Here is a 25,564-nt window from a genome sequence, read left to right as displayed (position 1 = left end):
ATCTGAGGGTCCGTCCAGAGGATCTCTCCAAGGAGTGGCATGGACATCGGCGTTTTCATCCCCATCGGCAACAACGGCTGGCTGATCTCGAAGAGTTCGCCCCAGTACATGCCGAGCTTCGACCTCAACAAGGCGATCGTGCAGAAGGCGGAGGCCCACGACCTGGACTTCGCCCTCTCCATGATCAAGCTGAAGGGCTTCGGCGGCGACACGGAGTTCTGGGACCACAACCTCGAGTCGTTCACCCTCATGGCAGGCCTGGCGGCGGTGACGGACCGCATCAAGCTCTACGCCTCCACTCCCATCCTGGCCCTGCCCCCGGCGATCGTCGCCCGGATGGCGGTCACCGTCGACTCGATCGCCCCCGGCCGCTTCGGCATCAACATCGTGACCGGCTGGGCCCCCGGCGAGTACTCCCAGATGGGCCTGTGGCCCGGCGACGACCACTTCGGCAACCGCTACGCGCGCGCCGTCGAGTACGTCACCGTGATGAAGGACCTGTGGCGCGACGGCGTCAGCAACTTCAAGGGCGAGTTCTACGAGATGGACGACTGCGTCCTCTCCCCGCGCCCGGCGAACGGACACATCGACATCGTCGCGGCAGGCCAGAGCGGCACCGGCATGAAGTTCGCCGCGGACCACGCGGAGTACAACTTCATCCTGGGCACGGGCGTGAACACCCCGACCGCCCTGTCGGGCAGTACGGCGACGCTGGTCGAGGAGGCGGAGCGCACTGGCCGGGACGTGGGAGCCCTCTCGCTCTTCATGATCATCGCAGCGGAGACCGACGAGGAAGCCCAGGCCAAGTGGCAGGACTACCACGACAACGCGGACCGCGCGGCGCTGGCGTACATGGCGGGCGAGACGGACGCGGACACGACGTCCACGGGAACCTCGACGGCGCGGACGATCGCGCTGCCCGAGGGCGCGGTCAACTTCAACATGGGGACGCTGGTCGGCTCGTACGAGAACGTGGCGAGGATGCTCGACGAGGTCGCCGGGGTCGAGGGCACCAAGGGCGTCATGCTGGTCTTCGACGACTTCCTGGAGGGCCTGGAGAACTTCGGGACGCGCATCCAGCCGCTGATGAAGTCCCGGGCAGGGAGGGGGAGTTCGACGTGAGCCCGGCCGACGGCAGGGCCAGGGAGGGGGATCCGGAGCAGGATAATCCGGAGATGAATCCGGAGGAGGATTACGAACGCGCCGGTCTGGGTGGACAGTTGACCCCTGGCGCCTCCCCCGCCCTCCTCCTCGTGGACCCGGCCCGGGCGTACGTCGATCCTGCCTGCCCCCTCTACGCGGGGGCGGGTGCGGAGGAAGCCGTCGAGGCGATGCGAGAACTGCTGTCCGTCGCCCGCCGGGCCGGTATCCCGGTGATCGTGACGCGCGTGGTACTGCGCCCCGACGGCAGCGACGGAGGCGTCTTCTACCGCAAGGTGCCGAGCCTGCGGGCGTTCGTTGAGGGCAGCCCGTACGGCGACTTCATCGAGGGACTGGCGCCGAGGGACGCGGAGTTGACGGTGACGAAGCAGTACCCGAGCGCCTTCTTCGGCACGGCCTTGTCCGCCTATCTGACTTCGAGCGGCATCGACACCCTCCTCATCGCCGGCCTGACGACCAGCGGCTGTGTACGGGCGACGGCGCTCGACGCCATGCAGCACGGGTTCGTTCCGGTGGTGGTGGAGGAGGCGGTGGGGGACCGGGACGCGGGGGTCCACGCGGCGAATCTGTTCGACATCCGGCACAAGATCGGTGAGGTTTGGGGCGCGGGTCGGGTGACCGAGTACCTGTCCCCGGGCGGGATCTGACAGGGGACACGGGAGGGGGCTGGTCGTGGGCGGCGATGGTGGGCCGGGGTCGGTGTTCCTGACCTCGGGGCAGCGGACCAGTACGTCGGCGCTGCTCGCGGAGGCGGCGGCCGGGCGGGGGATGGAAGTGCGGTCGCTGGACTCGGCGTCGGCCTTGACGGGGCTGGCCGGTTCGGGGGACCGGCCGGGGCTGTCCGGTTCGGGGTACCGGGCGGGACCGGCCCGTCCAGGAGACCGGGCGGTGTATTGGTACGGGGGCCCGCTCGCGTACGACGTCCGGATCGCCGGTGTCCTCGACCTGGGGTTGCTGGAACCGTCCGACGGCTGGCTCGCCGAACTGCCGGAGGAGTTCACGGGACGGCGCGTGCAACTGACGACCCTCGCGGAAGCGTGGCAGGTCGGGCGCCCGGTGTTCGTCAAGCCGCCGAGCGCCAAGTCGTTCCCGGCGGCGGTGTACGCCGACGGTTCGCGGCTTCCCCGTACGGGGAAGGACGTGGGCCCGGACACAGCGGTGCTGGTGTCGGACATCGTCACCTTCGCGGTCGAGTACCGCCTGTTCGTACTCGACGGGCGGGTGGTGACCGGGAGCCGGTACGCGGTGTACGGGCGGCTCGATCCGGCGCCGCTCGACGGGGACGGGCGGGAGTCGGAGGTCCTCCGGTTCGCGGATCAACTCCTCGCCGCCGAGGGGCACTCCCTCCCGAGCGCGGTCACCGTCGACGTCGGCCTCGTCCAGGATCCCGACCGGGGAGGGCGCGAGCGGTGGGCGGTGGTGGAGGCCAACATGCCGTGGTTCTCGCACAGTTACGGGGCGCGGGTGGAGAGAGTGCTCGATGTCGTGTTGCGGGCGGCGGGGCCTCGGGGGTGGGTTGCGGCGGCGGACGAGGGGTTTCTGCGGGTACTGCGGGACGGCTGACTCCGTTGCCCAGACGGGGACTTGAGACGATTGCTCAGGTGGACGCCGGACTGGATTCCCCACCGCCGTCTTCGACGACACCTGCGGCAACCTGATCCAGATCGCGAAGCAGCCGCAGCCGCAGTAGGCGATCGACCACCTGCGGGGCCTGGCCTGGCCTGGCCACAGCGAGGTTCGAGGCCGGCAGGCAGCTCACCGAGTTCCTGCGGGTTCTGCTGGATCCAGTGGCCGCAGCCGTCCACGTACCTCACCTCCAACGGCATCGACGCACGAGTACGACGACGCTGGGGATTCAGGGGATCGGGCGTGCACTGGTCATTCGATGTGTCCGGTGTCAGGGTCGACCTGCGAGAGGAAGTCACGGATGGACTCCTCGAGATCGGCCCTGCCGGCCTGCACCGGAGGGTGGGTGCTGAACCCGAACCCGTACTGGGGGTCGGGCCCGGTCAGCCAGGTGAAGTGGTAGCTGCCCGGCTTGCCGTCCGGCTGGCTGACCTCGAACTCCTCACCGTCGACCGACATCCGCCACGGCTCGTTCGCCGCCATCACGGCCTGCCTTCCGTCAGCCCCGGAGACCGGGGAGAGCCGGGGCGGAGGGCGCACCCGGCGCCCACCGCGCATCCGCCACGATCACATGTACGTGTGCACATGCGGATCACGCCACGGTGAAGTCCGCGGCCTTGGTGACCAGCTTCGTCTCGCCGTCCTTGGCGGTGGCCAGGACAGCGACGTGCCACACACCGCGCGGGGACGCCTCGGCGTCGACACCGGTGACCTTGACGGTGTAGGTGCAGCGCGCCGTGTCCCCACCGGACGGCTTGCACACGGCCGACTCCACGGAGGCCATGTCCTTGGCGGTCAGCCCCTTCTTGGCGAAGGACGAGTTCGCCGGCCAGGCCAGCACCTTCAGGTCCTTGACACCGGAGGACGCCGTGACGTCAGTGGTGAAGGTCAACGAGCCGTCGCGCTCACCGACGGGGGCCGCGTAGCGGGCGGCGCTGTGCGCCACCGAGGGAGGCTGCTCCCCGGCGTAGGCGAGAGCGAAGGCTCCGGCACCTCCGAGAACGACGACACCAGCAGCCACGGCCAGAACGGTACGACGCGCCATGAGAAATTCCCCCAACAGACTCAGCAGGATCAACCCGGCGCGCTTGGCTGCGCCGTTGCACCCATCCTGGCCGCGCAACAGCCACCGGGTATGAGCGCACGTACTCAACTCGGGCCTGAGTAGAGGCTGTTCGACAGTGAGGAGAGGAAGCAGACGTAAGGCGGGCAGCTGCAATAGACGCTGAATTCCCTTACTTGGAAAGGGAATTGAGCCACCCGGTCAGGAGCGCGTTGGTCTCCTCTGGACGTTCCTGCTGGATCCAGTGGCCGCAGCCTTCGAGGATGTGGGAGCCGGTGAGGGCGGGGAGGGTGACCCTGTGGGCGCTGATCGCGTCGGCCAGCCAGGTGGTGGATGCGTCCATCGAGCTGCCGATGAACAGTGAGCTTCTTCAGCGTTGCCGCTCCAGGGTGAGGACGGCTTTGGCGATTGACGTCATGCGGTTGGGGCTGCATCGGGATCTGCGGAAGATCCGCCAGGACTTCAGCCGTGCGACGCCGCGTTCGACCGGTGCCCGCGCCGCGGCCAGCGCCTCGTTGAGGGTCTTTTCGGTGGGGGTGAGTTCCTGCAGGGGCCTGCGCTTGATGCCGGTGGTCAGCCAGGGGCCGGCGCCCGGTAGGCGAGATCGGCCATGATGGGGACGCCCTGCCGCTCGCAGATGCAGATGATCTTGTGGGTGCGGGCGGCGGTCAGGTCGTGGGCTCGGCCCGGCAGCGCGGGTGAGAGCCACAGCAGCCGGCCGTCCGGATCGGTGACCACCTGCACGTTCACCCCGTGGCGGCGGTGCTTGGCCGAGTAGTCAGCCCGACTGTCGCCGACCCTGTCGCACTCGGCGAGCGTACCGTCCAGCAGGACGAACTCGGGATCTGCCTCGCGCAGGACGAGCACATCGAGCTGTCCCTCCGGCCCGAGCTGCGGGGCGACGTGCAGCGACTGCAGGCCGGTCCCCGGGCCGATCTCCAGCATCCGCTCCCCCGGTCGCGGCCACAGTACGGCGTCCATCCTGCCGGCAGTCAGGAACGGCAACGGCACGTCGAGCAGGCCGCGTTGGGCGTACGGATAGGGCGCTGTGTCGCCCAGCCACCAGGCGGCGGCCAACGCGGCGCCCGCGCCGGGATCGGGGCGACGGGGGCGGTGGTGATGCGGTGCATGGGTGTTCTCCGGTGGATCGATTCGGTCCGTGGTACGCAGTCGGGCGGTCGGCGTCACGCGGGCCGGCTCAGCGTCCGCAGCGCCAGCCGGCCGCACAGCGCGGCGAGCGGCAGCTCGGCGCCGAGCGCCATGGCGACCGCGGTGGCGAAGTCGCCGCCCGGGGCCGCGGTCGTGGTGTCGAACCAGGCGTCCACCACAAGCAGCGCCGCGGTCGCGGCGGCTGCCAGGGCGTGCCGCCGGTCGCCGCGGGCGGCGAGGAGGCCGGTGGCGATCAGGCCGAGCGCCTCCAGCGCGTCGAGCCCGACCCAGGCGACCGGCCAGTGCGCCGCGGTCGCGGTGGCCGGCAGGCCGGTGGCCAGCACGTACAGCCACGGCAGCAGGGCGAGCCCGCAGGCGACCAGCAGCCACCCGGCCCGCCGCATGCCCCGCGCCGGGCGCGGCTCCTCCGCCTCTTCGTGGAGCGGGATGACCTCGGCGCGGTCGGAGCCCTCGGCACCGGCCACTTCGTCATTGCACAAAACCAGTTGACGCATCGTCTTCTCCCGCTCCCCGCCGGCTCTCCCCTTCATGTGCTCCACCCTCCGCCGCACACCAGGGCGCCGTCAGTCACGCAGGGTTCCGACCCGGGGTGGAGATAAGTGCACCCCCGAACCGGGCGGGAGCGTCATGGCACGGGGATGGCCTGCGGCTTTACCGTTTGACGCATGCAACTCACGACGTGGCTGCAGCTGGTGCTGGGCCGACCGTTCCGCAGGGCGGGACAACGGACCGCGCTCGTCGCCGCCGGCCTGCCGCTCCACCTCGCCGTGGTGCCACTGTGGCTCTGGCTGCTCGGCACGATGGCGGCGTTGGTGCCGGCCGTGACTCCGCTGCCCGTGCTGCTCACGCTCGTGGCGCTGCCCGTGCTGCTCACGCTCGTGGTGACACCCCTGCTGACCGTCGGGCAGCGGCGGCGCTACCGGGCGCTCGTCGGCAAGGACCTCCCGCGCCCCGCCGTACTCGGGCCGGGACGCAACTGGAAGTCGGCGGTGCGCCGGCTGACCACGCGGGCCTTGTGGCGGCAGGTCTGCTACCACGCCGTGGCGGGTCCACTGCTCGCCGTCCTGGACCTCGCCGTCCTCGCCGTCTGGGCCGCCGCTCTCGTGGCCGCCTCCATCTACGTGTGGATCTGGGCGCTGCCCCCGCAGTGGCGGGTCACCGACCTCGGGTACACCACGCAGGCCGCGTACATCACCGCCGGCGGCCTCGCCCTGTTGTTCCTCGGGCCCCGGCTGACCGGCGCTCTGGTGCGGCTGGAGACCCGTGCGGCCGAGGTCCTGCTGGGCCCCAGCCGCACTGAGAAGCTGGCCCGCCGGGTCGCCGACCTCGCCGAGAGCCGGGCCGGTGTGCTCGACGCCGCCGACGCCGAGCGGCGGCGGATCGAGCGCGACCTGCACGACGGCGCGCAGCAGCGCCTCGTCTCACTCGCCGTCAACCTGGGCCTGGCCAGGGCCACCCTCGGCGACCTGCCGGCGGATGCCCGCAAGGTGATCGACGAGGCGCACCGCGAGGCGAAGGAGGCGATCGCCGAGCTGAACAACCTGGTGCGCGGCCTGCATCCGGCCGTCCTGGAGGACCGCGGCCTCGACGCCGCGCTGTCCGGGGTGGCCGCCCGCTTCCCGATCCCGGTGCGCGTGGCGGTGGACCTGCCGCAGCGCCCCTCACCCACGGTCGAGGCCGTCGCGTACTTCGTGGTCTCCGAAGCCCTGACGAACGTGGTCAAACACGCCCAGGCGACCCGGGCGGACGTGACCGTGGAGCGGATCGGGGAGACACTGCTGGTGGTCGTTGCGGACGACGGCGCGGGCGGCGCGGATCTCGCGGCGGCCGGCGGTGGCACCGGGCTCGCCGGGCTCGCCAAGCGCGTCGCGTCCGTCGACGGCACGTTTTCCTGCCGCAGCCCCGCCGGGGGCCCGACTGTCATCACCGTGGAGCTGCCGTGCGCGCCGTGATCGCCGAGGATTCCCTCTTGCTGCGCATCGGCGTGGTCAAGGTGCTGGAGGCGGCTGGCTTCGAGATGTGCGCGCAGGTCGCCGACGCAGAAGGGCTGCTGGCGGCTGTCGAGGAGCACCGGCCCGACATCGCCGTGGTCGACGTGCGCATGCCGCCCGGCTTCACCGACGAGGGAGTGCGCGCCGCGCTGGTGATCCGCCGCCAGTACCCCAGTACCGCCGTGCTCCTGCTGTCGCAGTACGTGGAGGAGCGGTACGCCGTCGATCTGCTCGCCGCCAACACCTCGGGCGTCGGCTATCTGCTCAAGCAACGGGTCGCCGACGTCGAGGAGTTCGCCGAGGCGGTACGCCGGGTGGCGGCCGGCGGCACCGCGCTCGACCCGCAGGTCGTCGCGCAGCTGCTGGTGCGCCGGCACAGCGGTCCGCTCGACCGGCTGACGCCGCGCGAGCGGGAGGTGCTGGAGCTGATGGCGGGCGGTCGGTCCAACTCCGGCGTCGCCGCCGAGCTGGTGGTGAGTGAGAGCGCGGTCGCCAAGCACATCAACAGCATCTTCACCAAGCTCGACCTGCCCAAGGCCGACGCCGACCACCGCCGCGTCCTAGCGGTGCTGCGCTTCCTGGGCGTTGTGACCGCATAGTGCGCGATCACGCCCGCATACCCAGTCGACAACGGTGCTGATCGGCGCCGGTGTGGCCGCCGTTCGTCAGGTCCTCCCAGTCGCGGTCCATGTTCCGGTAGCGGGCGAGGGCGCCGGTCATTCCGGTGCGCTCGAACTCCTCTGCGTATACGTCGAGTTCGCGTTCGGGGAGCCAGGCCGGCCGTCGGTCGTGGGGGAAGCGGTCGCGCAGGGTTCCCTTTCCGTCGCGCGTCACGAAGTGCGGGGCCGGGGCGCCGGGTTCGGGCATGGTGTCGGCGGAGAGGGCGGCGTAGAAACCGGCCAGCCAGCCGCGTACGTCGGGTTCGATCTCGGCCTCGGCCCGGCCGGGTTCCTGGAAGTAGGAGACGTAGAACTCCTCTTCCTCTCCACCGATGTGCGCGAAGACCTCGCTGGGCCGGGGGCCGCCGGGTGGGCTGTACGGAACGCTCAGCAGGGCGACCGCACGGAACACGTCCGGGCGGACCAGGGCGGAGGTCGCGGCGATCGTCGCGCCCCAGTCATGGCCGACCAGCACCGCGGAACTCTCCCCGAGGGCGTGTACGACGGCGACGTTGTCGTCGACCAGGTCAAGCATCCGGTACGCACTTGTCGGCTCGGGGCGCGAGGAACGGCCGTACCCGCGTACGTCGATGGCGACGGCACGGTATCCGGCGGCGGCCGGGGCCGGGAGCTGGTGCCGCCAGGAGTACCAGGACTCCGGGAACCCGTGCAGCAGCAGGACCAAGGGGCCCGTGAGACCAGGTGGATGCGGCCGGCGGGGGAGGGGACGAGGCGGTGGGTGAGGGGGTGCGGGTGGGGCACGGGGCCTCCGTACGTCGTAGGCGGGCGGCCGTGTCGGCAGTCACCGGCCATCGTGCGGTGGGCGCGCGGCGTACGCGAGGTCTGTTGCCGGTTCGGCAAACGGGTCCGCCGGAGCACGGAGAGGTGCGTTCCGGTGACGTGTGCGCAGGCGGGCCCCGCGCTCTTCCAAAGAAACACGGGAGAGAAAGAAACCCACCAAGCCCCACCTTCCCTCCCGTTCGCCGGAGACGGCGACCACGGCCGCTTCCGCGCAAACTCACTCCCCCGAGTGAATATCGCCAACTCAAGTGGATTCGTGCCCGGTTGCCTGCCTTACGCTCAGCGCAGCAGCACCACGACAAACAACCCCAGACATGCGACGGCCCTCGCCGGGAGTGCAATCCCAATGCGAGGGCCTGACCGCCGAGGAAGAAGAAGCTTCCCGATGGATACGCAAAACCCTAGCGCGCCCCCGTGCGCCCAGACCCGTAGCCCGGGCAAAAATCACCCCCACAGGCGCCCCAATTCCGGCGTCTCCGGCGTCATCCACGACAACGCCCGCCACAACGACCGCTTCACGGTGATCGGCAACCACCTCGCCCAGCACCCCGAGTTGTCCCTGCTCGCCATCGGCCTGAGCGTCCACATCCAGTCGCTGCCCGCCGGTGCCCGCGTCGACATCAAGACGCTCACCGCCCGCTTCCCTGAGGGGGCGGACCGTATCGCCACCGCCCTGCGCGAACTGGAAACCCACGGCTACCTGCGCCGCTCCCGCGAACGCACCCCCGCCGGTCGCATCGTCACCCGCACGGTCTCCTGCAACCGGCCCGGACACCACGCCACACCCACGGCGGACGACGCGTCCAAGCCCCCCGCCCGCCGCGCCACCCCGGCCCAGAAGCCCCCACGCCGCGCCCTGCCCGACGTACCGAAACCCTCGTACCCCCACCCCACCCTCATCCAGCAGGCCACCGACGTCCTCTCAGGCCTCCGCCGCCACGACCCCCGCCTGCTGCTCTCCGCCACCGACGCGGAACACCTGGCCCCCGGAGTCGCCGCCTGGTTGGAACGCGACCTCACCCCCACCGCCGCGCAAGAAGCCCTGGCCACGCACCTGCCACCCGAGCCCCTGCAGCGCCCAGCCGCCTTCCTGGCCCACCGCCTCGCCGCCCAACTGCCGCCACCGCCTCCGCTCCGCGCACCCGCCGGGCCACCCCCCGTCCGGCACCCGCTCCAGAACTGCGACAACTGTGACCGCGGGTACCGCGGCCCGGAGCCGGGCTGCTGCGGCGAATGCCGCCGCCTCCACAGCTGACCGGCTCCCGGAGACCTTCACCCTCCAGGGTGAAACATCGCCAACTTGGCTACTTCCAACCTGCGTTGGGCTCCTATGCTCACAGCGGGATTCACTTTGGCACATGCCACAGGCAATTCCTCTCCGTACGACTCGTACCACCTCACACTCACAGGGACCCTTATGGTCGTCGCGCCCCACGAGGCGATGCACCGCATCTTCCAGGAGTACCCGGAGCTCTTCTCGCGGGTCTCCGAGGTGCTGGGCGTCACCTTCACCTCACCCATCTCGACCACCCTTCTGCCCACCGACCTCACCGAGACTCAGCCGGTCGAACGCCGCGTCGACACCCTGTTACGGCTGGAGACAGAGGACGACGAGCCGCTTCTCCTCGCCATCGAGTCCCAGGGTGAGAAGGACCCCCGCAAGCCCGCGAGCTGGACGTACTACGCCGCCTACCTACTCGCGAAGTACCGGCTGCAGCCGATGCTGCTGGTCGTCTGCCAGGACCGCGCGACCGCCGAGTGGGCAGCCCGCCCGGTCTCCTTCGGCCCTCGCCAGTGGCCCCTTCTCACCCTGCGCCCACTCGTCGCGGGCCCGCACAACATGCCGGTGATGACCAACCCCGCCGAGGTTCGCAAGGACCTCCCGCTCGCCACGCTGGCCGCGATCACCCATGCCAAGCATCAGGACATCGGGGCCATACTCAAAGCAATGACGACCGTTCTGCAGGACCAGCCGGACGCCGTCAAGAATCCCGTCATCGAATTCATCTCACAGGGCCTGGGCAAGCTGCCCGCCGCAGCGCAATGGAGGACACTGGTGGCCGTGGACCTTTCTTTCTACAAGTCGCCCCTCTTCGAAGAAGTCCGCGACGAAGCGCGGACCGAGGGCCGGACAGAGGGCCGGACAGAGGGCGAGACGCAACGCGCCGCCGAGGACATCCTGATCGTCCTCACCGAGCGCGGTATCGATGTCCCCGAAGACGCCCGTGAACGCATCACTGGCTGCAGTGACCCCGAGACCCTGAACCGCTGGCTTCGCCGCGCCGTCACCGCCTCGTCCGCCGTAGAGATCTTCGAGGCCGAGTAGCGCAGACGCGGGCCCTTCACCCCGCAAGAAGGACGCCTTGGAACGGCTCTGGGACGAAGCATTCCGCCGTGGGCAAGCCCAAGGCCCACACCCATGAGGTCATGGGAAACAAGTAGCCGGAAACAGGCAACCGGACCAAACGGATGCCCTGGTCTTTGCGGGCCGGTGGCCCTCACGGCCAGTGCACGCCTGGTGAAGCTAAAGCCGCGCCTCCCGTACGACCGCCACCCCACCCGGCAGAACCCGCACCGAACCGCCGACCACCCGTTCCCCGGTGAGGAGTTCGGTCGCCCCCTCCGCCACCGCGACCTGCGCCCCGTCCCCCGCATGGTCGATGAGGAAGAGATAGTCGGCATCCGGTCCCCGCCGAACCACCGCCTCCACCCCCACCGGAGTCGCCCGGACCCCCTCGACACCGGCCTCCGCGCACATACGCCCGAGCAGCGCACCCAGCGTCGACGGGTCCGGCCGGGTCGCCAGATACCAACCGGCGCCCGTGCCGACCGAGTTGCGTGTCACCGCCGGGACCCCGGCCAACGGACCGTCCGTGTACGACAGCACCGCCTCCGCCCCCGCGCCCTCCAGCCGCAACCGCTCCGACCAGAGGGTTCCCGTGCCGTCGCCGCCGCTGAGGCCGACCGACTCCCCCGGCAGCAAGGGGAACAGCTCGTCCGCCCGCACCCCGAGGGCCTCTCGGAACGCGCCCGGGTAACCCCCGAGCCGTACATGGCAGTTGGCGTCCACGGCACCGCTGTGGAACCCGACGGCCAGCGTGCCGCCGCGCTCCGCGAAGCCCGTGAGGTTCCCGGCGCCCTCGTCGTCGATCAGGTACAGGCTCGGTGCCAGCACCAGCCGGTATCCGTCCAACTCCGCGTCCGGCCGTACGAAGTCCACCGCCACGCCCGCCCGCCACAGCGGCTCGTACCAGTCCCGTACGAGATCCTGGAAGCGGAGTTCGCTGTTCGGCTGCGAGGGGAGTTCCAGGGCCCAACGGGCGTTCCAGTCCCAGACGATGGCCACCGAAGCCGTGCCCGAGCTGCCACGCACCTCCGCCAACGCCCTTAGGTCCGCGCCCAGTTGGACCACGTCACGCCAGATCTGGCTGTCCGTGCCGGCGTGCGGAAGCATCGCCGAGTGCCACTGTTCCGCGCCCGCCTTCGCGGCCCGCCACTGGAAGTACGCGATGCCGTCCGCGCCGTGGGCGACATGGGCGAGGGCGTTGCGGCGCAACTCCCCTGCCGTCTTCGCCCTGTTGACCGGCTGCCAGTTCACCGCGCCGGTGGAGTGCTCCATCAGGAACCAGGGGCCGCCCGCGAGGGACCGCATCAGGTCGCCGCTCAGCGCGATGTCGATCTGCGACTCGGGGTCGGTCGAGCGGAGGTAGTGGTCGTTCGCGACGACGTCCAGCTCCGGCGCCCAGCGCCAGTAGTCCAGCGCGTCGAAGTTGTACATCACCATGAAGTTGGTGGTGGCCGGGAGGGAAGGGGCCGCCGCCCTCAGCACGTCCCTCTCCGCCTTGTACAGCGACAGCAGCTCGTCGCTGCAGAAGCGGCGCCAGTCCAGTTGGTGGGTGGGGTTGGGGACGGCGCCGGTCGCGCGGGGCGGGATGATTTCGGCCCAGTCGTAGTACCACTGGCTCCAGAAGGTGGTGCCCCAGGCGTGGTTCAGTGCCGCCAGGTCGTTCCCGTACCGTGCGCGCAGCCAGTGGCGGAAGGATTCCGCGCTGTCGTCGCAGTAGCAGGCGGGGTTGTGGCAGCCGTACTCGTTGTGGACGTGCCACATGACGACGGCCGGGTGGTCGGCGTACCGCTCGGCCAGCGCGCCGGCGATCCGCAGGGCGGCCTCGCGGTAGGCGGGGCTGGACGGGCAGAACGTCTGGCGGCTGCCGTACGAGAGTCGGCGGCCGTCCTTGTCCACCGGGAGTGCCTCGGGGTGGGCGCGGAAGAACCAGGCGGGCGGTGCCGCCGTCGGGGTCGCGAGGTCGGCGGCGATGCCGTTCTGCGCCAGCAGGTCCAGGAGTCGGTCCATGCGCGTGAAGTCGTAGACGCCCTCGGCCGGTTCGAGCAGCGCCCAGGAGAAGATGCCGACGCTGACCATGGTGACCTCGGCCTCGCGCATCAGACGCATGTCCTCGGCCCAGACCTCCTCGGGCCACTGCTCGGGGTTGTAGTCGCCCCCGTACGCGATACCGGGGACCGCGAGTTCGCGCTTCATCGGTCAACAACTCCACTCGGTCGACACTCGGTCGACACTCGGTTGGACGCGGGCGTCAGCCCTTGTTTGCGCCCAGGGTCAGGCCGCTGACGAACTGCCGCTGGAGTGCGAAGTACACGACCAGGGTGGGGATCGCGGTCAGCAAAGCGCCCGCGGCGACCAGGTTGGGGTCGGTGAAGTACTGGCCGGAGAGGTTGTTGAGGGCCGAGGTGATCGGCATGTTCTCGCCGGTGGAGATCAGCACGATCGCCCAGAAGAAGTCGTTGTAGATCCAGATGGAGAGCAGGGTGGCCAGAGCCGCCATCGCCGGGCGGCACAGCGGCAGCACGATCTGCCAGTACATCCGCCAGACGGAGGCGCCGTCGACCAGGGCGGCCTCGGTCAGCTCGTGCGGGAGCATCCGCATGTAGTTGGCGAGCACGAACGCGCAGAAGCCCGACTGGAAGGCGATATGGATGAGGACCAGGCCGAGCGCGGAGTCGTACAGCTTGCCCGAGGCAGTGATTCCCGGCAGGTCCACGAGCAGGTAGAGGCGGTACAGCGGGGTGATGATCACCTGCTGCGGAAGCAGGTTGCCGGCCGTGAACACCAGTAGCAGGGAGATATTGACCCGGAAGTCGAAGCGGCTCACGTAGAAGGCGACCATCGACGACAGGAACAGGGTCAGCAGCACTGCCGGTACGGCGATGATCAGCGTGTTGCCGAAGTAGTGCAGCATGTCCGACTGCGTGAACGCGTTCGTGAAGTTGGCGAAGCTCAGCTTGTCGGGCCAGGAGACATAGCCCTTGTCGCTGGTCTCCGAGTAGGGGCGCAGGGCCGCGAACATGGCCCACAGCAGGGGCGCCAGCCAGGCCAGCGACATGAGGACGAGGAACACGTGCAGCAGCACGCGGGCGGGGCGGACGGGGGCGCGCTGCCCCTTCACGGAGCCCTTCACGGGCCCCTGCGCGGCCAGGGTGGGAGCGCTCATGCCCGCCGCTCCTTCCGGAAGGTGCTGATCAGATACGGGATGATCACGACGAGCGAGATCACCAGCAGGACGACGGCGATCGCGGACCCGTAGCCGATACGGCTGGACTCGCCGATGATGTTGTTGGTCACGAGGATCGACAGCAGTTCGGTGCCCTGGGCGCCGCCGTTGAAGACGTACACGAGGTCGAACGCGCGCAGCGACTCGATGATCGTGACGACCAGGACGATGGTGTTGGTGGGGCGCAGGGTGGGGAAGATGACGTTCTTGAACGTCTGCCACTCGTTGGCGCCGTCGAGCGAGGAGGCCTCGCGCAGCGACGGGTCGACGCCCTTCAGACCGGCTAGGTAGAGGATCATCATGTAGCCGGTGTGCCGCCAGCAGGCGGCGACCAGGACGGCCCAGAGGTTGAGGTCGGGGTCGCCGATCCAGTCGATGTAGTGGCCGGGCTTGTTGGCGCCGATGAGGCTGTTGATCAGGCCCGTGTCCGGGTTGTAGACCAGCTGCCAGACGAAGCCGGTGACCGCCAGCGACACCACGACCGGCAGGAAGAACGCCGTCTGGTAGACCCGGGTGAACCGGATGTTCTTGTCCAGCTGGACGGCCAGGAACAGGCCCAGCGGGGTCGGGATCGCGATGAGTACGACGAACCAGATGACGTTGTGCTGGACGGCCGGCCAGAACTGCGGGTTGCTGTCGAAGAGTTCGCGGAAGTTCTGCAGCCCGACCCACTTGATGGAGTCGAAGCCGATGCCGTCCCAGGTGGTGAAGGCGAGCACGACCGAGGCGAAGGCCGTCACCCACACCAGGGCGACGTGCAGGAACGTCGGCACACCCGCCATGAAGCCCAGGGCGACCCGGTCACGGCGGGTCAGCAGCCGGCGGTGGCCCGAGGCCGGCTTGCGGCTCTGCGGGGAGGAGGGAGTGCCGGTACCGCCCGGGGGCGGCTCGTCGGCCGCCCCCGGGACCACGGGGATCGAATCGAAGGTGCTCATGAGGAGGCGAAGATCGCCTTCTTCTGGCGCTCGATGGACACGAGCAGGCTGTCGATGCCCTTGGGGTCACGGATGAACTTCTGCAGCGCGGGCTGCATGACCGTGGAGGTGAAGTCCGGGCGGCTGTCGCGGTCCATGAACTGGGTGAGGTTCTTCGCGCCGCTGATCATCGCGTACGCCTTCTTCTGCAGGGGGCTGTACGAGGAGGTGTCGGCGGTGGTGGAGGCGGCGACGACGTTCGGGTCGGCCTTGAGGTAGATCTCCTCGGCCTCCGGAGTGCCCAGGAACTCGAGGAGCTGGACGGAACCGGCCTTGTTCTTGGGGGCCTTGCTGAGCATGAAGCCGTCGGTCGGCGCCTCGACCGTGTCCTGCCCGAAGGAAGGGTCGATCTCCGGGAAGGCGAAGAAGTCGAGGTCCGCGAGATCGGTCGCGTTCGTGAACTGCTGGCCCACGAAGGTGCCCAGCAGATACATGCCGGCCTTCTTCGAGACGAGCGTCTGCGCCGCGTCCTGCCAGGTACGACCGGTCGATCCCTCCTGGCTGTAGGGGAGAATTTCGGCCCAGTTGTCGAACGTGGCGCGAACCTTCGCGTCGGTCCAGGATGCCTTTCCGGCCATCAGCTCGACGTGGAAGTCGTAGCCGTTGGTACGGAAGTTGATCTGGTCGAAGGTGCCGAGCGCGGGCCAGGCGTCCTTGTCGCCGAAGGCGATCGGGACCAGGCCGTCCTTCTGCATCTGCTTGCACAGCGCGATGAACTGCGCCCAGGTGGTGGGCACCTCGTAGCCGTGCTCCTTGAAGACGCTCTTCCGGTAGAACATCGCCCAGGGGTACGTGTACAGCGGCACGAAGTAGTACTTGCCGTCCGCGCCCTTGCTGAGCTGCTTCATCGGCTCGGGGAAGTTGCTCCCGATCTTCTGCCACACGTCGTCGATCGGGCTGGCCAGGCCCTTGCCCGCGAAGAACTGCATGCGGTAGCCGGCGAACCAGGTGAACACGTCGTCCGGGGTGCCCTGGAGGTAGGAGTTGATCTGCTCCTGGAACGTGTTGTGGTCCTTCGTGTTCACGTCGACCTTGATGCCGGTCTTCTTCGTGAACGCCGCATAGATCTCGGCGAAGGCCTTCTTCGGGACGGCGTCCGACGAGTTCGAGCCAAGGGTGACGGTCTTCGCGTCGGAGCCCGAGTCGCTGTCGCCGCAGGCGCTCAGCAGCGGCGCGGCAGCGCCGAGCGCCGCCGCGCCGCCGATCCCGCGCAGCAGGGTGCGGCGGCTCGGACCGGGGACGGAGAGGCCGGAGGGGGTGTGGTACATGACGGCTCCTGAGGACAGACCCCCCGAAACGGGGAGCAAGGTCGCGACTACGCTGGGTCCATGCTGATCTAAATCGACCAGAAATCAACTTGACCGAACATTGTGGCGGTAATAAGAGCCGCTTGTTCGGCCAGTCGTCAAGAGCTGGCTTCCGCCGTTCCTGAAACGTGATGGACATCAGAACGTGAAACTTTGCTAACAGATAGATGGCGAACACACGACGCAGACGCCTCCCTCGGCCGTTCGGCCGAGGGAGGCGCCCCTCCGAGCACGAAAGGTGACCTTTCGGCCGAGGCGGGCGGACCTGGGGCTCGCGCCGGCGGGCCGGCGGAGCGGTTCCGGTCGTGCGGCCGGTGTCGCGGCCGGGCTGGCGATGGGCGCCGCGGCGGCCCTGAAGTGGACCGCCTGGCCACTGCTCCCCGTCGGTCTCGTCCTGATCGCCGTCACGGCGGGCCGCCGCACGGCCGTACGGACTACGGCGACCGCTCTCCTGACGGCAGCGGCGGCGGTCGTACCGGCCGCCCTGGCCGACCCGCACGCCTTCGTCGAGCACGTGGTGCTGTTCCCGCTGGGCGGGGGCGGCGTCCACTCTCCGGCGACGAGCCCGCTGCCCGGGCACCTGCTCGCCGAGTACGTCCCCGGCGGCTTCGTTCTCGCGGTCGCGCTGCTGGTCACGAGTGCCGTGGCGGTGGCGGCGTCACTCGTGGTCCGGCCGCCGCACACGGTCCGGGCGGCGGCGGACCGGCTCGCCGTCGGCCTGGGGCTGGCGATGTGCCTGATGCCGGCCACCCGGTTCGGCTATCTGGTGTACCCGATCGTCCTGGCGGCGTGGTTCCGCACCGGCCCGACGGCTTCGGGGACCGCGGCGGCTCCTGCCGGCAGGGCGGTTCAGCGACCGATCTTCACCTTCCGCGACACACTCACCTGATCCACGTCCGAAGTCCGGACCGTGACCTTCATGGTCCAGGTGCCGGCGATCGGCAGGTTGAGGGTGTTGGTGCCCCAGTAGCCGCCCTGATCGGTGAGTTCGGCGTTGAGCGGGCCGATCTCCTTGCTGGGAAGGGAGAAGGAGAGGCGGAGTTCGGGGACGATCGCGAAGCCGTCGTCGGGGCCGAACACCACGGCCTGCACGGTGTTCTCGCCGACCCTGCCGGGTTCGAGGGTGATCTGCACCTTGCCGTGTCCGCCCGGCGTACCGACGTCGAAGGGGATCGTCGTCGAGGACGCGCTGATCACTCCGGGCACGGGCGCGTCCTTGGCTGCCTCAGCCGCCTCGGCGGCGGCCCGGCCCGGCAGGGTGGTCGTCAGGACGGTCGTGATCACCAACACCGCGATCCCGACGGCCACTTCGGCCAGCACGGAACGCCGGAGCCGACGACGGTAGGCGTCGGAGAGAGAGCCGGGAGAGACGGGCGAGGAGGAGCCGTCCTGGCGTACGTCGCCGGGAGTGTCCGGGCGTACGTCGCCGGGAGCGTCGCCGTCGCTCCCCCCGCCCGGCGTCGCCGGACCGCCGACCGTCTCCGGCACCCGCTCCACGACCTTGGCCTCCGCCCCCGCCTCCGCTGCCTCCGGCGCCATCAACTGCCCGGTCCAGCGGCGCGAGAACCCGGCCGCCACCAGCAGCAGCGCCACCGCGCACAGCTTGGCGATCAGGATGCGGCCGTACGACGTACCGGTCAACGCGTCCCAGGAGCCGAGACCGCGCCAGGACTGGTAGACGCCGGTGACGGTCAGGACGGCGACGGAGACGAAGGCCAGCCGGGAGAAGCGGGTGACGGTGGACGCCGGGAGCGGCTCCACCGTCTGGAGCAGGGTGAGCAGGGCCGCGAGGCCACCCAGCCAGACGGACATGGCGAGCAGATGCAGCACCGAGGACGCCATCGCCACCGGCACCTGGATACCGGCCGACGCGTGTTCGGCGGCGGCCCACGTCAGTGTGAGACCAACGGCGAGCACGCCGCCTGCGCCGAGGAGGACCGGACTCCCACGGTCCGGACTCCCGCTGGCCGGATTCCCGCTGCCCGGATTCCCGCTGTCACCACCCGGCTCTCCGTCGACGCGCTGCCGTCGGCGTCCAACCACCGTCAGCAGTACGGCCGTTGCCGCCAGCAGAGCGAACCGGGCCAGGAGTGCCAGGCCCGGCCTGCTGGTCGCGGTCCGTTCCAGGGTCGACAGGTCGAAGGCGCTGCCGGGGGCGGTGCCGGCCTCGTAGGGGCCGCGCAACAGGAGCAGGGCGACGGTGGCAACGAGGAGGGTCCACCAGCCCGTCAGGACCAGCCTGCGCAGAGGGTCCGTGCTCGACGGACGGCACAGGAGAACGAAGACGATGGTGCCGACGAGCAACGCCAGGGCCGCGTACGCCAGATAGCGGACGATGTCGTAGAGAGCGCTGGTGGCCGCGTTCTCGGTGGGGCCGGTGTCCACCGCGGCCGGGGTCGCGGAGGGTTCGCCGATGGAGAAGGTGAAGGCGCCCGAGATGGGGTGGCTGTCCGCCGAGACGACCCGCCAGGCCACGGTGAACGTGCCCTCGCCGAGCCCCCCGGGCAGGCTGACGCGCACCGCGTCGGAACGCCCGTCCACGTGCTCGGCCTCGCCGGTGCTCACCCGCCGGCTGTCGGGATCGAAGACGCGGAAGGAGTCGTCGAGCAGTGCCACGGACTCGGTGAAGGTCAGAGTGACCTGTCGGGGCGCGGAGTCGAGGACGCTGCCGTCCCGGGGGTCGGTGTCGCGGAGGGCGGCGTGCGCGGACGCGGTGCCCGCCCCGCCGACGAAGAGGAACAGGACCAGCATGGTGCCCAGCAGCACCAGCCTTTGAAGTCCCCTTCTCCTGGACCCGGGATGCTCTCCTCCTCCGGCTCGTCGGTGGTCGCGCCCTTCGTTCCGTAGTCGGCCCACGTACCTTCTCCGTCTTCGGGACTTTTCGGCTCTCGTATACGTACGCACGATCCTGGCGCCCCGCTCACCCCCGCCGGAACCGGATTCGCCGTGGCCTTCACCACGTGGGCCGGGCGGACACCCCTCCGTCCACGACCAGGTCGTGCCCGCTGATCCAGGACGCCAGCCGGGAGGCGAGGAACACGCACGCGTCACCGATGTCCTCGGGCCGCCCCAACCTCCCTACGGGCGCCGCCTGTTGCCACCGCCGCACCCCCTCCGGCCAGTCGTCGGCCAGTCCTTCCCGGTCGACGAGCCCGGGCGAGACGGTGTTGACGCGGATGCCGTACGGCCCGTACTCCAGAGCCGCCGACCGGGCGTGCATCACGACCGCCGCCTTCGAGGCGCTGTAGTGGGCGTGGCCGGGCGCCGGATGCGCGGCCTCGATGGACGCGACGTGCGTGACACTGCCGCCACCCCCGCCCGCGCCCCCGCCCCCGCTCTCTCCCTCGCCGTCCCCCCGTCCCTCCTGCTCCCGCATGACCTCCGCCGCGGCCTGAGTGCAGGCGAAGACGCTGAGTACGTTCGCGTCGACGACACCCCGCCAGTCCGCGACCGTCATCCCGGCCAGCTCCTGGACCGGCTGCACACCCGCGTTGTTGACCAGCGCGTCGAGCCGCCCGCCGCCCCACTCGGCGGCCTCCCGCACCACCCGCCGGCACTCGTCCTCGCCGGTGAGATCGCCCCGCAGTACGACGGCCCGCCCGCCCGACTCCTCGATCCGCGCGACCACTGCCCGCGCACCCTCGTCCGACGTCCGGCAGTGCACGGCGACAGCGGCCCCCTCCGCCGCGAACCGCAACGCGACCCCGCGCCCGATCCCGCCGCCGGCGCCGGTGACAAGGGCGACCTGACCGGCAAGAAGACCCGCAGAACTCATGGATGGTGATGGCGTCATGGGCGACACAGTTCCCCAATGCGAGCCGCCTCGGCCGGATAACGCGCGGCCAGCTCGTCGGCGTCACCGTGCTCGTAGCCCTCGTACGTGAACCCGGGCGCCATCGTGCACCCGAAGAACGTCCACGCGCCGCCCTCGACGACCCGCGCACCCATCCAGGTACCGGCGGGAACGGTGAGCTGGGGTTCCTGGCCGTGCAGGAGACCGGGCCCGAGCACGACCGTCCGGGAGGTGCCGTCCGGCGCGAGGAGCAGCAGTTCCAGCGGATCGCCGAGATAGAAGTGCCAGACCTCGTCCGACGGCAGCCGGTGCAGCGCGGAGAAGTCGCCGGGTGCGGAGGTCAGCAGCGCGACGATCGCCGAGCCCTCCGGCCGCCCGTCGGCCCGCTCGGGCCCCGCCCACGTACGCCGGAACAGCCCGCCCTCACGCGGGATCGGCTCCAGGCCGTAGTGGGCGACCAGGTCGTCGGGCGTCACACGTCCACCGGAGTTCGAGTTCACCCGGGAAAAGCTACCTCCCGGGGAAGAAAGGCCGGTTGAGCGCGATTCCCCGGCAGCTACAGGTACGTCTGGATAGCGCCCGCGCTGGGGTACTGGCAGCCGTAGCGTGCGACCAGGCATCCGTGCCGCTCTCGGGGCATGATCGACCCATGGACGTCACTCTCCACCTCGCCCAGGACTCCGAAGCCGACGCGCTCCTCGGCCGCAGCCCACTCGCGGCGCTGACCGGAATGCTGCTGGACCAGCAAGTGCCGATGGAGTGGGCGTTCAAAGGACCCGCGACCATCGCCCAGCGCCTCGGCGCCGACGACCTCGACGCGCACGAGATCGCGTCGTACGACCCCGAGGCCTTCGCCGCGCTCCTCTCCGACAAGCCGGCCGTGCACCGCTACCCCGGGTCCATGGCCAAACGCATCCAGCAGCTGTGCCAGTACCTCGTCGAGCACTACGACGGAGACGCCGAGGGAGTCTGGCGGGACGCGGCGACCGGCCAGGAACTGCTGAAGCGCCTCACCGACCTGCCCGGCTTCGGCAAGCAGAAGGCCCAGATCTTCCTGGCGCTCCTCGGAAAGCAGCTCGGCGTCCAGCCCAAGGGCTGGCGCGAGGCGGCCGGCGCGTACGGCGAGCCGAAGTCCTTCCGCTCCGTCGCCGACATCACGGGCCCCGAGTCCCTGATCAAGGTGCGGGCGCACAAGCAGGAGATGAAGGCGGCGGCGAAGGCCGCGAAGGCCTCCGGCAAGTAAGCGTCACCCGGGCGACCCGTACGCCGAGCGGGCGGTTCTCGCCGGCCTGGGGATGAACGACGCACTCCGCACGGGGAGACAAACCCCGTGAGCACCGCCGCACCACGAGCCCTCGGTCACGCCCGTCAGCGTGCCTGGCTGCGGGCGTTCGTCCTGCTGCTCGCCCTGAGCGTGCCGGGCACGCACGCGTGCGCGCATGCGGTGCCCCTCTCCATGACCTCGGCCGAGAGCGGTTCGGCGGTCGCCGAGTACGACGTCCTGGACACCGTGCTGCGGCCGGTGACCAGGGGCATCGGCCGTCCCGCCGTACCTCTGCGGCCCGCACCCTTCTCGATCCCGACCACGGACCCCACCGCCCCGCCCACCCGGTCCGTGCCGCCACGCACCCCGCGTTCCCTGCAGGCCCTGCGCTCGGTGGTCCTGCGCTGCTGACAGGACGGCTTCCCCGGTCCATCAGTCAGCACGCCCAGTACTCCCAGTACTCCGCACGGGACGAGGAACACCGACATGGCGATCGACCCTTACGCGATCCTGCGCGCCCTTCTGCGCGCCGAGGCCGTACGCAACGCACCGAAACCGCAGGTGAAGGAGGCCGAGCCGCAGCGACCCCCGAAGGAGCAGGCCCGCTGATCCACCGGCCGGAGGCGGAGCCCGGTGGCTACCGCCTCCGCCGTGCCGTACCGAAGACGGAACGCGTGATCTCCCGCCCGATCTGCGTTCCCAGGGAACGGGCCAGGGACTTGAACACGCCGCTGCCCACCACCTGTTCGACCACAGAGGAGTCCTCCTTGGACTCCCGCTTGGACTCCCTCTTGGACTCCCTGGGCTTCGCGGACTTCATCTCGTCCGGCCCCTTGGCTCCACCCGCTCCACCGGAGGTCCGCGCGGCCGTCAGTTTCTCGTACGCCGACTCTCTGTCCACAGCCTGTGCGTAACGGTCGTAGAGCTGCGAGGACCTGACCGCCCGGTCCAGGACGGCCGCGTCGACCGGGCCCATCAGGGACTCGGGGGCGCGGAGGCGAGTTGCGGCGACGGGCGTCGGGGCACCCTTCTCGCTCAGGACGGTGACCACCGCCTCGCCCGTTCCGAGGCCGGTGAGCAGTTCCTCCAGGTCGTAGGCCGAGTTCGGGAAGGTCTTCACCGTGGCCCTGAGTGCCTTCTGGTCGTCCGGGGTGAAGGCGCGCAGCGCGTGCTGGACACGGTTGCCGAGCTGGGCGAGCACATCGGAGGGGACGTCTCGCGGGGTCTGCGTCACGAAGAAGATGCCCACCCCCTTCGAACGAATGAGGCGGACGGTCTGGGTGATCGCGTCCAGGAAGGCCTTCGACGCGTCGTTGAAGAGCAGATGCGCCTCGTCGAAGAAGAAGACGAGCTTGGGTTTGTCGGCGTCGCCGACTTCCGGAAGGTCGTGGAAGAGGTCGGCCAGCAGCCACATCAGGAAGGTCGAGAACAGTTGCGGCCGGTCTTGTACGGCGGGCAGTTCGAGCAGCGAGACCACGCCCCGGCCGTCCGCCACCGTGCGCAGCAGCTCCGCCGTGTCGAACTCCGGTTCGCCGAAGAAGTCCGCCATGCCCTGTGCCTCGAAGGCGGTGAGGGAACGCAGGATCACCCCGGCCGTCGCCGTCGACAGCCCGCCGATGTTCTTCAGCTCGGCCTTGCCCTCGTCGGAGGTGAGGAACGCGACGACGGCCCGCAGGTCCTTCAGGTCCACCAGATCGAGCCCCTTCTGGTCGGCGTAGTGGAAGATCAGGCCGAGCGACTGCTCCTGGGTCTGGTTGAGCTGGAGCACCTTGGACAGCAGCACCGGGCCGAAACTGGTGATCGTGGCCCGCACCGGGATGCCGTGACCGAGACCGCCGAGGGCGTAGAACTCGGCGGGGAAGCCGGTCGCCGTCCACTTCTGGTGCACCTCGGCGGCGCGGGACCCGACCCGGTCGTTCCTGGTGCCCGGCGCCGAGATGCCGGAGACGTCGCCCTTCACATCGGCCAGGAAAACGGGCACACCTTGGGCGCTGAGCTGTTCGGCGATCAGCTGGAGCGTCTTGGTCTTGCCGGTGCCGGTGGCCCCCGCGACCAGACCGTGCCGGTTGAGCATGGGGAGGGGAATACGGATCTGGGCGTCCGGGAGGCATGTTCCGTCCCACAGAAGGGCGCCCAGATCGAGCGCCGGGCCGGTGAAGGCGTATCCGGCGGCGATCTCCAGCGCCGGCTGGGGGAGCGCGGGGGCGCTCCCCGGCGTACGGGGTGGTGAGTCGGGCGCGGTTGCCGGTGGCAAGGGCTGCGGGGTGGCCTCCGCGGTGGCCGATGGCACGGTCTCGCTGTCGCTCATGTCGGACCCCTCTTCCCGTTTGCCCCGTTTTGCGGCATCTTTTCCAGCGTCGCACTCCGTCTCCATGGCTGCGCCCGGAACGTCTGGACCGGTAGGCTTTCCGTGTGATCTTCAAGCGCATCGGAAACGGCCGGCCGTACCCCGACCACGGCCGGGAAAGCACCCGGCAGTGGGCGGACGTCGCGCCGCGCCCGGTCCGCCTCGATCAGCTCGTGACGACCAAGGGCCAGCTCGACCTGGAAACCCTGCTCGCCGAGGACTCGACGTTCTACGGCGACCTCTTCGCGCATGTCGTGAAGTGGCAGGGCGACCTGTATCTGGAGGACGGTCTGCACCGCGCTGTCCGGGCGGCCCTCCAGCAACGGCAGGTACTGCACGCCCGCGTCCTCGAAATGGACTGACGGCCGTCCTCGCGACGCTTATTGGCCCTTTCGGGTAGTACTGCGGCCGGGTCAATGATCATTTAGTAGGCATCACCGCCCGGGCGCACTACGCTGCGCCCATGAGCATGCTGACTCCCCCCGGAATGGGCGGCCAGTACCGCATTACGGGGGACAAGTACCCGCGGATGCGCCGACCCCGGGGTCGGCGCAGGCTGGTGCTCGGACTCGTGGCCTCGGTCGCCGCCCTGGGCCTGATCGGCTGGGGCACACTGCAGCTCATCGACGTCTTCACCGGCGGCGGCAGCAAGGCCACGGCCGCGGGCCCGAAGGCGGACTGCGCGTCCAAGGTGAGCCCCTCGCCCACGGCGACGCCGGCCGCCAGAGCGCTGCCCAAGCCCGGCCAGATCACCGTCAACGTCCTGAACGCCACGCCGCGCAGCGGCCTCGCCAAGCAGGCCGCGGACGAGCTGAAGAAGCGCGGCTTCCGCATCGGCGACGTCGGCAACGCGCCCAAGGCCTACGACAAGAAGATCGCCGGAGCCGGAATGGTGCTCGGCGCGACGTCGGCCGCCGAGGCCGCCCTGCCCGTGCTCGGCACCCAACTCGCCGGCGCCCAGCTGAAGACCGACACACGGCCGTCGGCCACCGAGGTCGACCTGCTTATCGGCACCACTTTCACGGCCCTGACCAGCAAGAAGGACGCCGACCAGGCCCTGGCCGCGTTGGCCGGTCCGGCGCCGGCGCCCTCCAGCAGCCCGCAGAGCTGCTGAGCCTCACGCTCCTGGCTGTACGGGTGGCTGTACGGGCGCTGCTGCTACTCGGCCGCGCCGTACAGCCGGTCGCCCGCGTCTCCGAGGCCCGGGACGATGTAGCCGTGCTCGTTCAGGCGCTCGTCGATCGAGGCCGTCACGACCGTGACCGGGGCGTCCGCCAGCTCGCGTTCCATGATCTCGACGCCCTCGGGGGCGGCCAGGAGGACCACGGCCGTCACATCGTCGGCGCCGCGCTTGATCAGCTCCCGGATCGCCGCGACCAGAGTGCCGCCGGTGGCGAGCATCGGGTCGAGGACGTACACCTGGCGTCCGGAGAGGTCCTCCGGCATGCGGGTCGCGTACGTCGACGCCTGGAGCGTCTCCTCGTCGCGCACCATGCCCATGAAGCCCACCTCGGCGGTCGGCAGCAGCCGGACCATGCCGTCCAGCATGCCGAGGCCGGCCCGCAGGATCGGCACCACCAGCGGGCGCGGGTGGGACAGCTTGACGCCCGTGGTCGAGGCGACCGGCGTCGTGATGTCGACCTGTTCGGTACGCACGTCGCGCGTGGCCTCGTAGGCGAGCAGGGTGACCAGCTCGTCGGCGAGACGGCGGAAGGTCGCGGAGTCGGTGCGCTGGTCGCGCAACGTTGTGAGCTTGTGGGCGACCAGAGGGTGGTCGACGACGTGGAGACGCATGGCCCTAACAGTAGCCGTGGTGCCGTACAGCGGCTCTGCTCCCC

25 protein-coding genes and 3 pseudogenes are annotated in these 25,564 nt (G+C 70.0%); 13 read left to right on the top strand and 15 right to left on the bottom strand.

All coding sequences use genetic code 11. The features are described 5' to 3' along the window. The first annotated feature begins 39 nt into the window (after window positions 1-39). From rutA to OG734_RS23835, 3 genes are all read left to right on the top strand, one after another. The gene (gene rutA, locus OG734_RS23845; RefSeq protein ID WP_330289539.1) at window positions 40-1,122 is read left to right on the top strand and encodes a pyrimidine utilization protein A; all 1,083 of its coding nucleotides are present in this window, start codon (window positions 40-42) and stop codon (window positions 1,120-1,122) included. Next, window positions 1,119-1,808, top strand: a complete 690-nt coding sequence (locus OG734_RS23840) for an isochorismatase family protein (protein WP_330289538.1) — start codon at window positions 1,119-1,121, stop codon at window positions 1,806-1,808. Before rutA ends, OG734_RS23840 begins: the two co-directional genes overlap by 4 nt. A gap of 121 nt (window positions 1,809-1,929) precedes the next feature. Beyond that, window positions 1,930-2,724, top strand: a complete 795-nt coding sequence (locus OG734_RS23835; RefSeq protein ID WP_443065098.1) for an ATP-grasp domain-containing protein — start codon at window positions 1,930-1,932, stop codon at window positions 2,722-2,724. A gap of 315 nt (window positions 2,725-3,039) precedes the next feature. Here OG734_RS23835 and OG734_RS23830 read toward each other — a convergent pair whose 3' ends face one another. The 5 genes and pseudogenes from OG734_RS23830 to OG734_RS23810 form a co-directional block, all read right to left on the bottom strand. Further along, entirely contained in the window at window positions 3,040-3,270 is a 231-nt protein-coding gene (locus OG734_RS23830; protein ID WP_330289536.1) for a hypothetical protein, read from the bottom strand. Window positions 3,271-3,379: 109 nt separating this feature from the next. Further along, entirely contained in the window at window positions 3,380-3,832 is a 453-nt protein-coding gene (locus OG734_RS23825; RefSeq protein ID WP_330289535.1) for a DUF5707 domain-containing protein, read from the bottom strand. Window positions 3,833-4,022: 190 nt separating this feature from the next. Next, window positions 4,023-4,214 (bottom strand): annotated as a pseudogene (locus OG734_RS23820) (alpha/beta fold hydrolase); the annotation flags it as partial. 6 nt (window positions 4,215-4,220) lie between these two features. Continuing rightward, window positions 4,221-4,927: pseudogene (locus OG734_RS23815) on the bottom strand (HARBI1 family protein). Window positions 4,928-5,034: 107 nt separating this feature from the next. Next, the gene (locus tag OG734_RS23810) at window positions 5,035-5,550 is read right to left on the bottom strand and encodes a hypothetical protein (protein ID WP_330289534.1); all 516 of its coding nucleotides are present in this window, start codon (window positions 5,548-5,550) and stop codon (window positions 5,035-5,037) included. A gap of 135 nt (window positions 5,551-5,685) precedes the next feature. On the opposite strand from OG734_RS23810, the gene OG734_RS23805 reads away from it, so the two are divergent. Continuing rightward, on the top strand, window positions 5,686-6,972 hold the full coding sequence (locus OG734_RS23805) for a sensor histidine kinase (RefSeq protein ID WP_330289533.1): 1,287 nt from the start codon (window positions 5,686-5,688) through the stop codon (window positions 6,970-6,972). Beyond that, the gene (locus OG734_RS23800; RefSeq protein ID WP_330289532.1) at window positions 6,960-7,610 is read left to right on the top strand and encodes a response regulator transcription factor; all 651 of its coding nucleotides are present in this window, start codon (window positions 6,960-6,962) and stop codon (window positions 7,608-7,610) included. The genes OG734_RS23805 and OG734_RS23800 overlap by 13 nt, the downstream gene beginning before the upstream one ends. Window positions 7,611-7,671: 61 nt before the next feature. On the opposite strand, the pseudogene OG734_RS23795 reads toward OG734_RS23800, so the two are convergent. Further along, window positions 7,672-8,483: pseudogene (locus OG734_RS23795) on the bottom strand (alpha/beta hydrolase); the annotation flags it as partial. Between the two features lie 373 nt (window positions 8,484-8,856). On the opposite strand from OG734_RS23795, the gene OG734_RS23790 reads away from it, so the two are divergent. After that, entirely contained in the window at window positions 8,857-9,726 is an 870-nt protein-coding gene (locus tag OG734_RS23790) for a helix-turn-helix domain-containing protein (protein ID WP_330289531.1), read from the top strand. A 162-nt stretch (window positions 9,727-9,888) separates the two neighbouring features. Beyond that, window positions 9,889-10,797: a hypothetical protein gene (locus OG734_RS23785; RefSeq protein WP_330289530.1), complete on the top strand. Its 909-nt coding sequence runs from the start codon at window positions 9,889-9,891 to the stop codon at window positions 10,795-10,797. A 198-nt stretch (window positions 10,798-10,995) separates the two neighbouring features. On the opposite strand, the gene OG734_RS23780 is transcribed toward OG734_RS23785, so the two are convergent. Genes OG734_RS23780 through OG734_RS23765 form a run of 4 tightly spaced genes read right to left on the bottom strand, consistent with a single transcriptional unit; the run spans window position 10,996 to window position 16,283 of the window. Then, on the bottom strand, window positions 10,996-13,011 hold the full coding sequence (locus tag OG734_RS23780) for a beta-galactosidase (protein WP_330289529.1): 2,016 nt from the start codon (window positions 13,009-13,011) through the stop codon (window positions 10,996-10,998). Between the two features lie 55 nt (window positions 13,012-13,066). Beyond that, window positions 13,067-13,981: a carbohydrate ABC transporter permease gene (locus tag OG734_RS23775; RefSeq protein ID WP_330289528.1), complete on the bottom strand. Its 915-nt coding sequence runs from the start codon at window positions 13,979-13,981 to the stop codon at window positions 13,067-13,069. Next, window positions 13,978-14,976 carry a carbohydrate ABC transporter permease gene (locus OG734_RS23770; RefSeq protein WP_330289527.1) on the bottom strand — a complete coding sequence of 333 codons (999 nt, stop codon included), beginning with the start codon at window positions 14,974-14,976 and terminating at the stop codon, window positions 13,978-13,980. Before OG734_RS23770 ends, OG734_RS23775 begins: the two co-directional genes overlap by 4 nt. Beyond that, the gene (locus OG734_RS23765; protein WP_330289526.1) at window positions 14,973-16,283 is read right to left on the bottom strand and encodes an ABC transporter substrate-binding protein; all 1,311 of its coding nucleotides are present in this window, start codon (window positions 16,281-16,283) and stop codon (window positions 14,973-14,975) included. Before OG734_RS23765 ends, OG734_RS23770 begins: the two co-directional genes overlap by 4 nt. Window positions 16,284-16,560: 277 nt before the next feature. On the opposite strand from OG734_RS23765, the gene OG734_RS23760 reads away from it, so the two are divergent. Then, on the top strand, window positions 16,561-17,211 hold the full coding sequence (locus OG734_RS23760) for a hypothetical protein (protein ID WP_443064900.1): 651 nt from the start codon (window positions 16,561-16,563) through the stop codon (window positions 17,209-17,211). Here OG734_RS23760 and OG734_RS23755 read toward each other — a convergent pair. The 3 genes from OG734_RS23755 to OG734_RS23745 all read right to left on the bottom strand — a co-directional run bounded on the left by OG734_RS23755 (window position 17,172) and on the right by OG734_RS23745 (window position 20,591). Further along, entirely contained in the window at window positions 17,172-19,088 is a 1,917-nt protein-coding gene (locus OG734_RS23755) for a copper resistance CopC/CopD family protein (RefSeq protein ID WP_330289525.1), read from the bottom strand. The two genes, OG734_RS23760 and OG734_RS23755, sit on opposite strands and share 40 nt — an antisense overlap. A 187-nt stretch (window positions 19,089-19,275) precedes the next feature. Continuing rightward, on the bottom strand, window positions 19,276-20,115 hold the full coding sequence (locus OG734_RS23750; protein WP_443064899.1) for an SDR family NAD(P)-dependent oxidoreductase: 840 nt from the start codon (window positions 20,113-20,115) through the stop codon (window positions 19,276-19,278). After that, window positions 20,112-20,591, bottom strand: coding sequence for a cupin domain-containing protein (locus tag OG734_RS23745; RefSeq protein ID WP_330293767.1), 480 nt, complete (start codon window positions 20,589-20,591; stop codon window positions 20,112-20,114). The genes OG734_RS23750 and OG734_RS23745 overlap by 4 nt, the downstream gene beginning before the upstream one ends. Before the next feature lie 173 nt (window positions 20,592-20,764). On the opposite strand from OG734_RS23745, the gene OG734_RS23740 reads away from it, so the two are divergent. From OG734_RS23740 to OG734_RS23730, 3 genes are all read left to right on the top strand, one after another. After that, window positions 20,765-21,358: an HhH-GPD-type base excision DNA repair protein gene (locus OG734_RS23740; protein ID WP_330289523.1), complete on the top strand. Its 594-nt coding sequence runs from the start codon at window positions 20,765-20,767 to the stop codon at window positions 21,356-21,358. 87 nt (window positions 21,359-21,445) lie between these two features. Continuing rightward, window positions 21,446-21,790: a hypothetical protein gene (locus OG734_RS23735; RefSeq protein WP_330289522.1), complete on the top strand. Its 345-nt coding sequence runs from the start codon at window positions 21,446-21,448 to the stop codon at window positions 21,788-21,790. Window positions 21,791-21,865: 75 nt separating this feature from the next. Continuing rightward, window positions 21,866-21,988: a hypothetical protein gene (locus tag OG734_RS23730; RefSeq protein ID WP_330289521.1), complete on the top strand. Its 123-nt coding sequence runs from the start codon at window positions 21,866-21,868 to the stop codon at window positions 21,986-21,988. Window positions 21,989-22,016: 28 nt separating this feature from the next. Here OG734_RS23730 and OG734_RS23725 read toward each other — a convergent pair whose 3' ends face one another. Further along, window positions 22,017-23,687, bottom strand: coding sequence for a helicase HerA-like domain-containing protein (locus OG734_RS23725; RefSeq protein WP_330289520.1), 1,671 nt, complete (start codon window positions 23,685-23,687; stop codon window positions 22,017-22,019). A 104-nt stretch (window positions 23,688-23,791) separates the two neighbouring features. On the opposite strand from OG734_RS23725, the gene OG734_RS23720 reads away from it, so the two are divergent. Next, window positions 23,792-24,088, top strand: coding sequence for a type II toxin-antitoxin system VapB family antitoxin (locus OG734_RS23720; RefSeq protein ID WP_006377352.1), 297 nt, complete (start codon window positions 23,792-23,794; stop codon window positions 24,086-24,088). Between the two features lie 101 nt (window positions 24,089-24,189). Next, a complete protein-coding gene (locus OG734_RS23715) occupies window positions 24,190-24,840 on the top strand; it encodes a LytR C-terminal domain-containing protein (protein WP_330289519.1) in 651 nt (216 codons plus the stop codon). A 44-nt stretch (window positions 24,841-24,884) separates the two neighbouring features. Here the strand turns inward: OG734_RS23715 and upp are convergent, their stop codons facing one another. Next, a complete protein-coding gene (upp, locus tag OG734_RS23710; protein ID WP_330289518.1) occupies window positions 24,885-25,520 on the bottom strand; it encodes a uracil phosphoribosyltransferase in 636 nt (211 codons plus the stop codon). Window positions 25,521-25,564: the final 44 nt, after the last annotated feature.

It is taken from the genome of Streptomyces sp. NBC_00576 (genome assembly GCF_036345175.1).
In the GTDB taxonomy this organism is placed as follows: Bacteria; Actinomycetota; Actinomycetes; order Streptomycetales; family Streptomycetaceae; genus Streptomyces.
The sequence above is the reverse complement of the archived record's forward strand: the minus strand, read 5'-3'. Positions and strand labels throughout refer to the sequence as shown.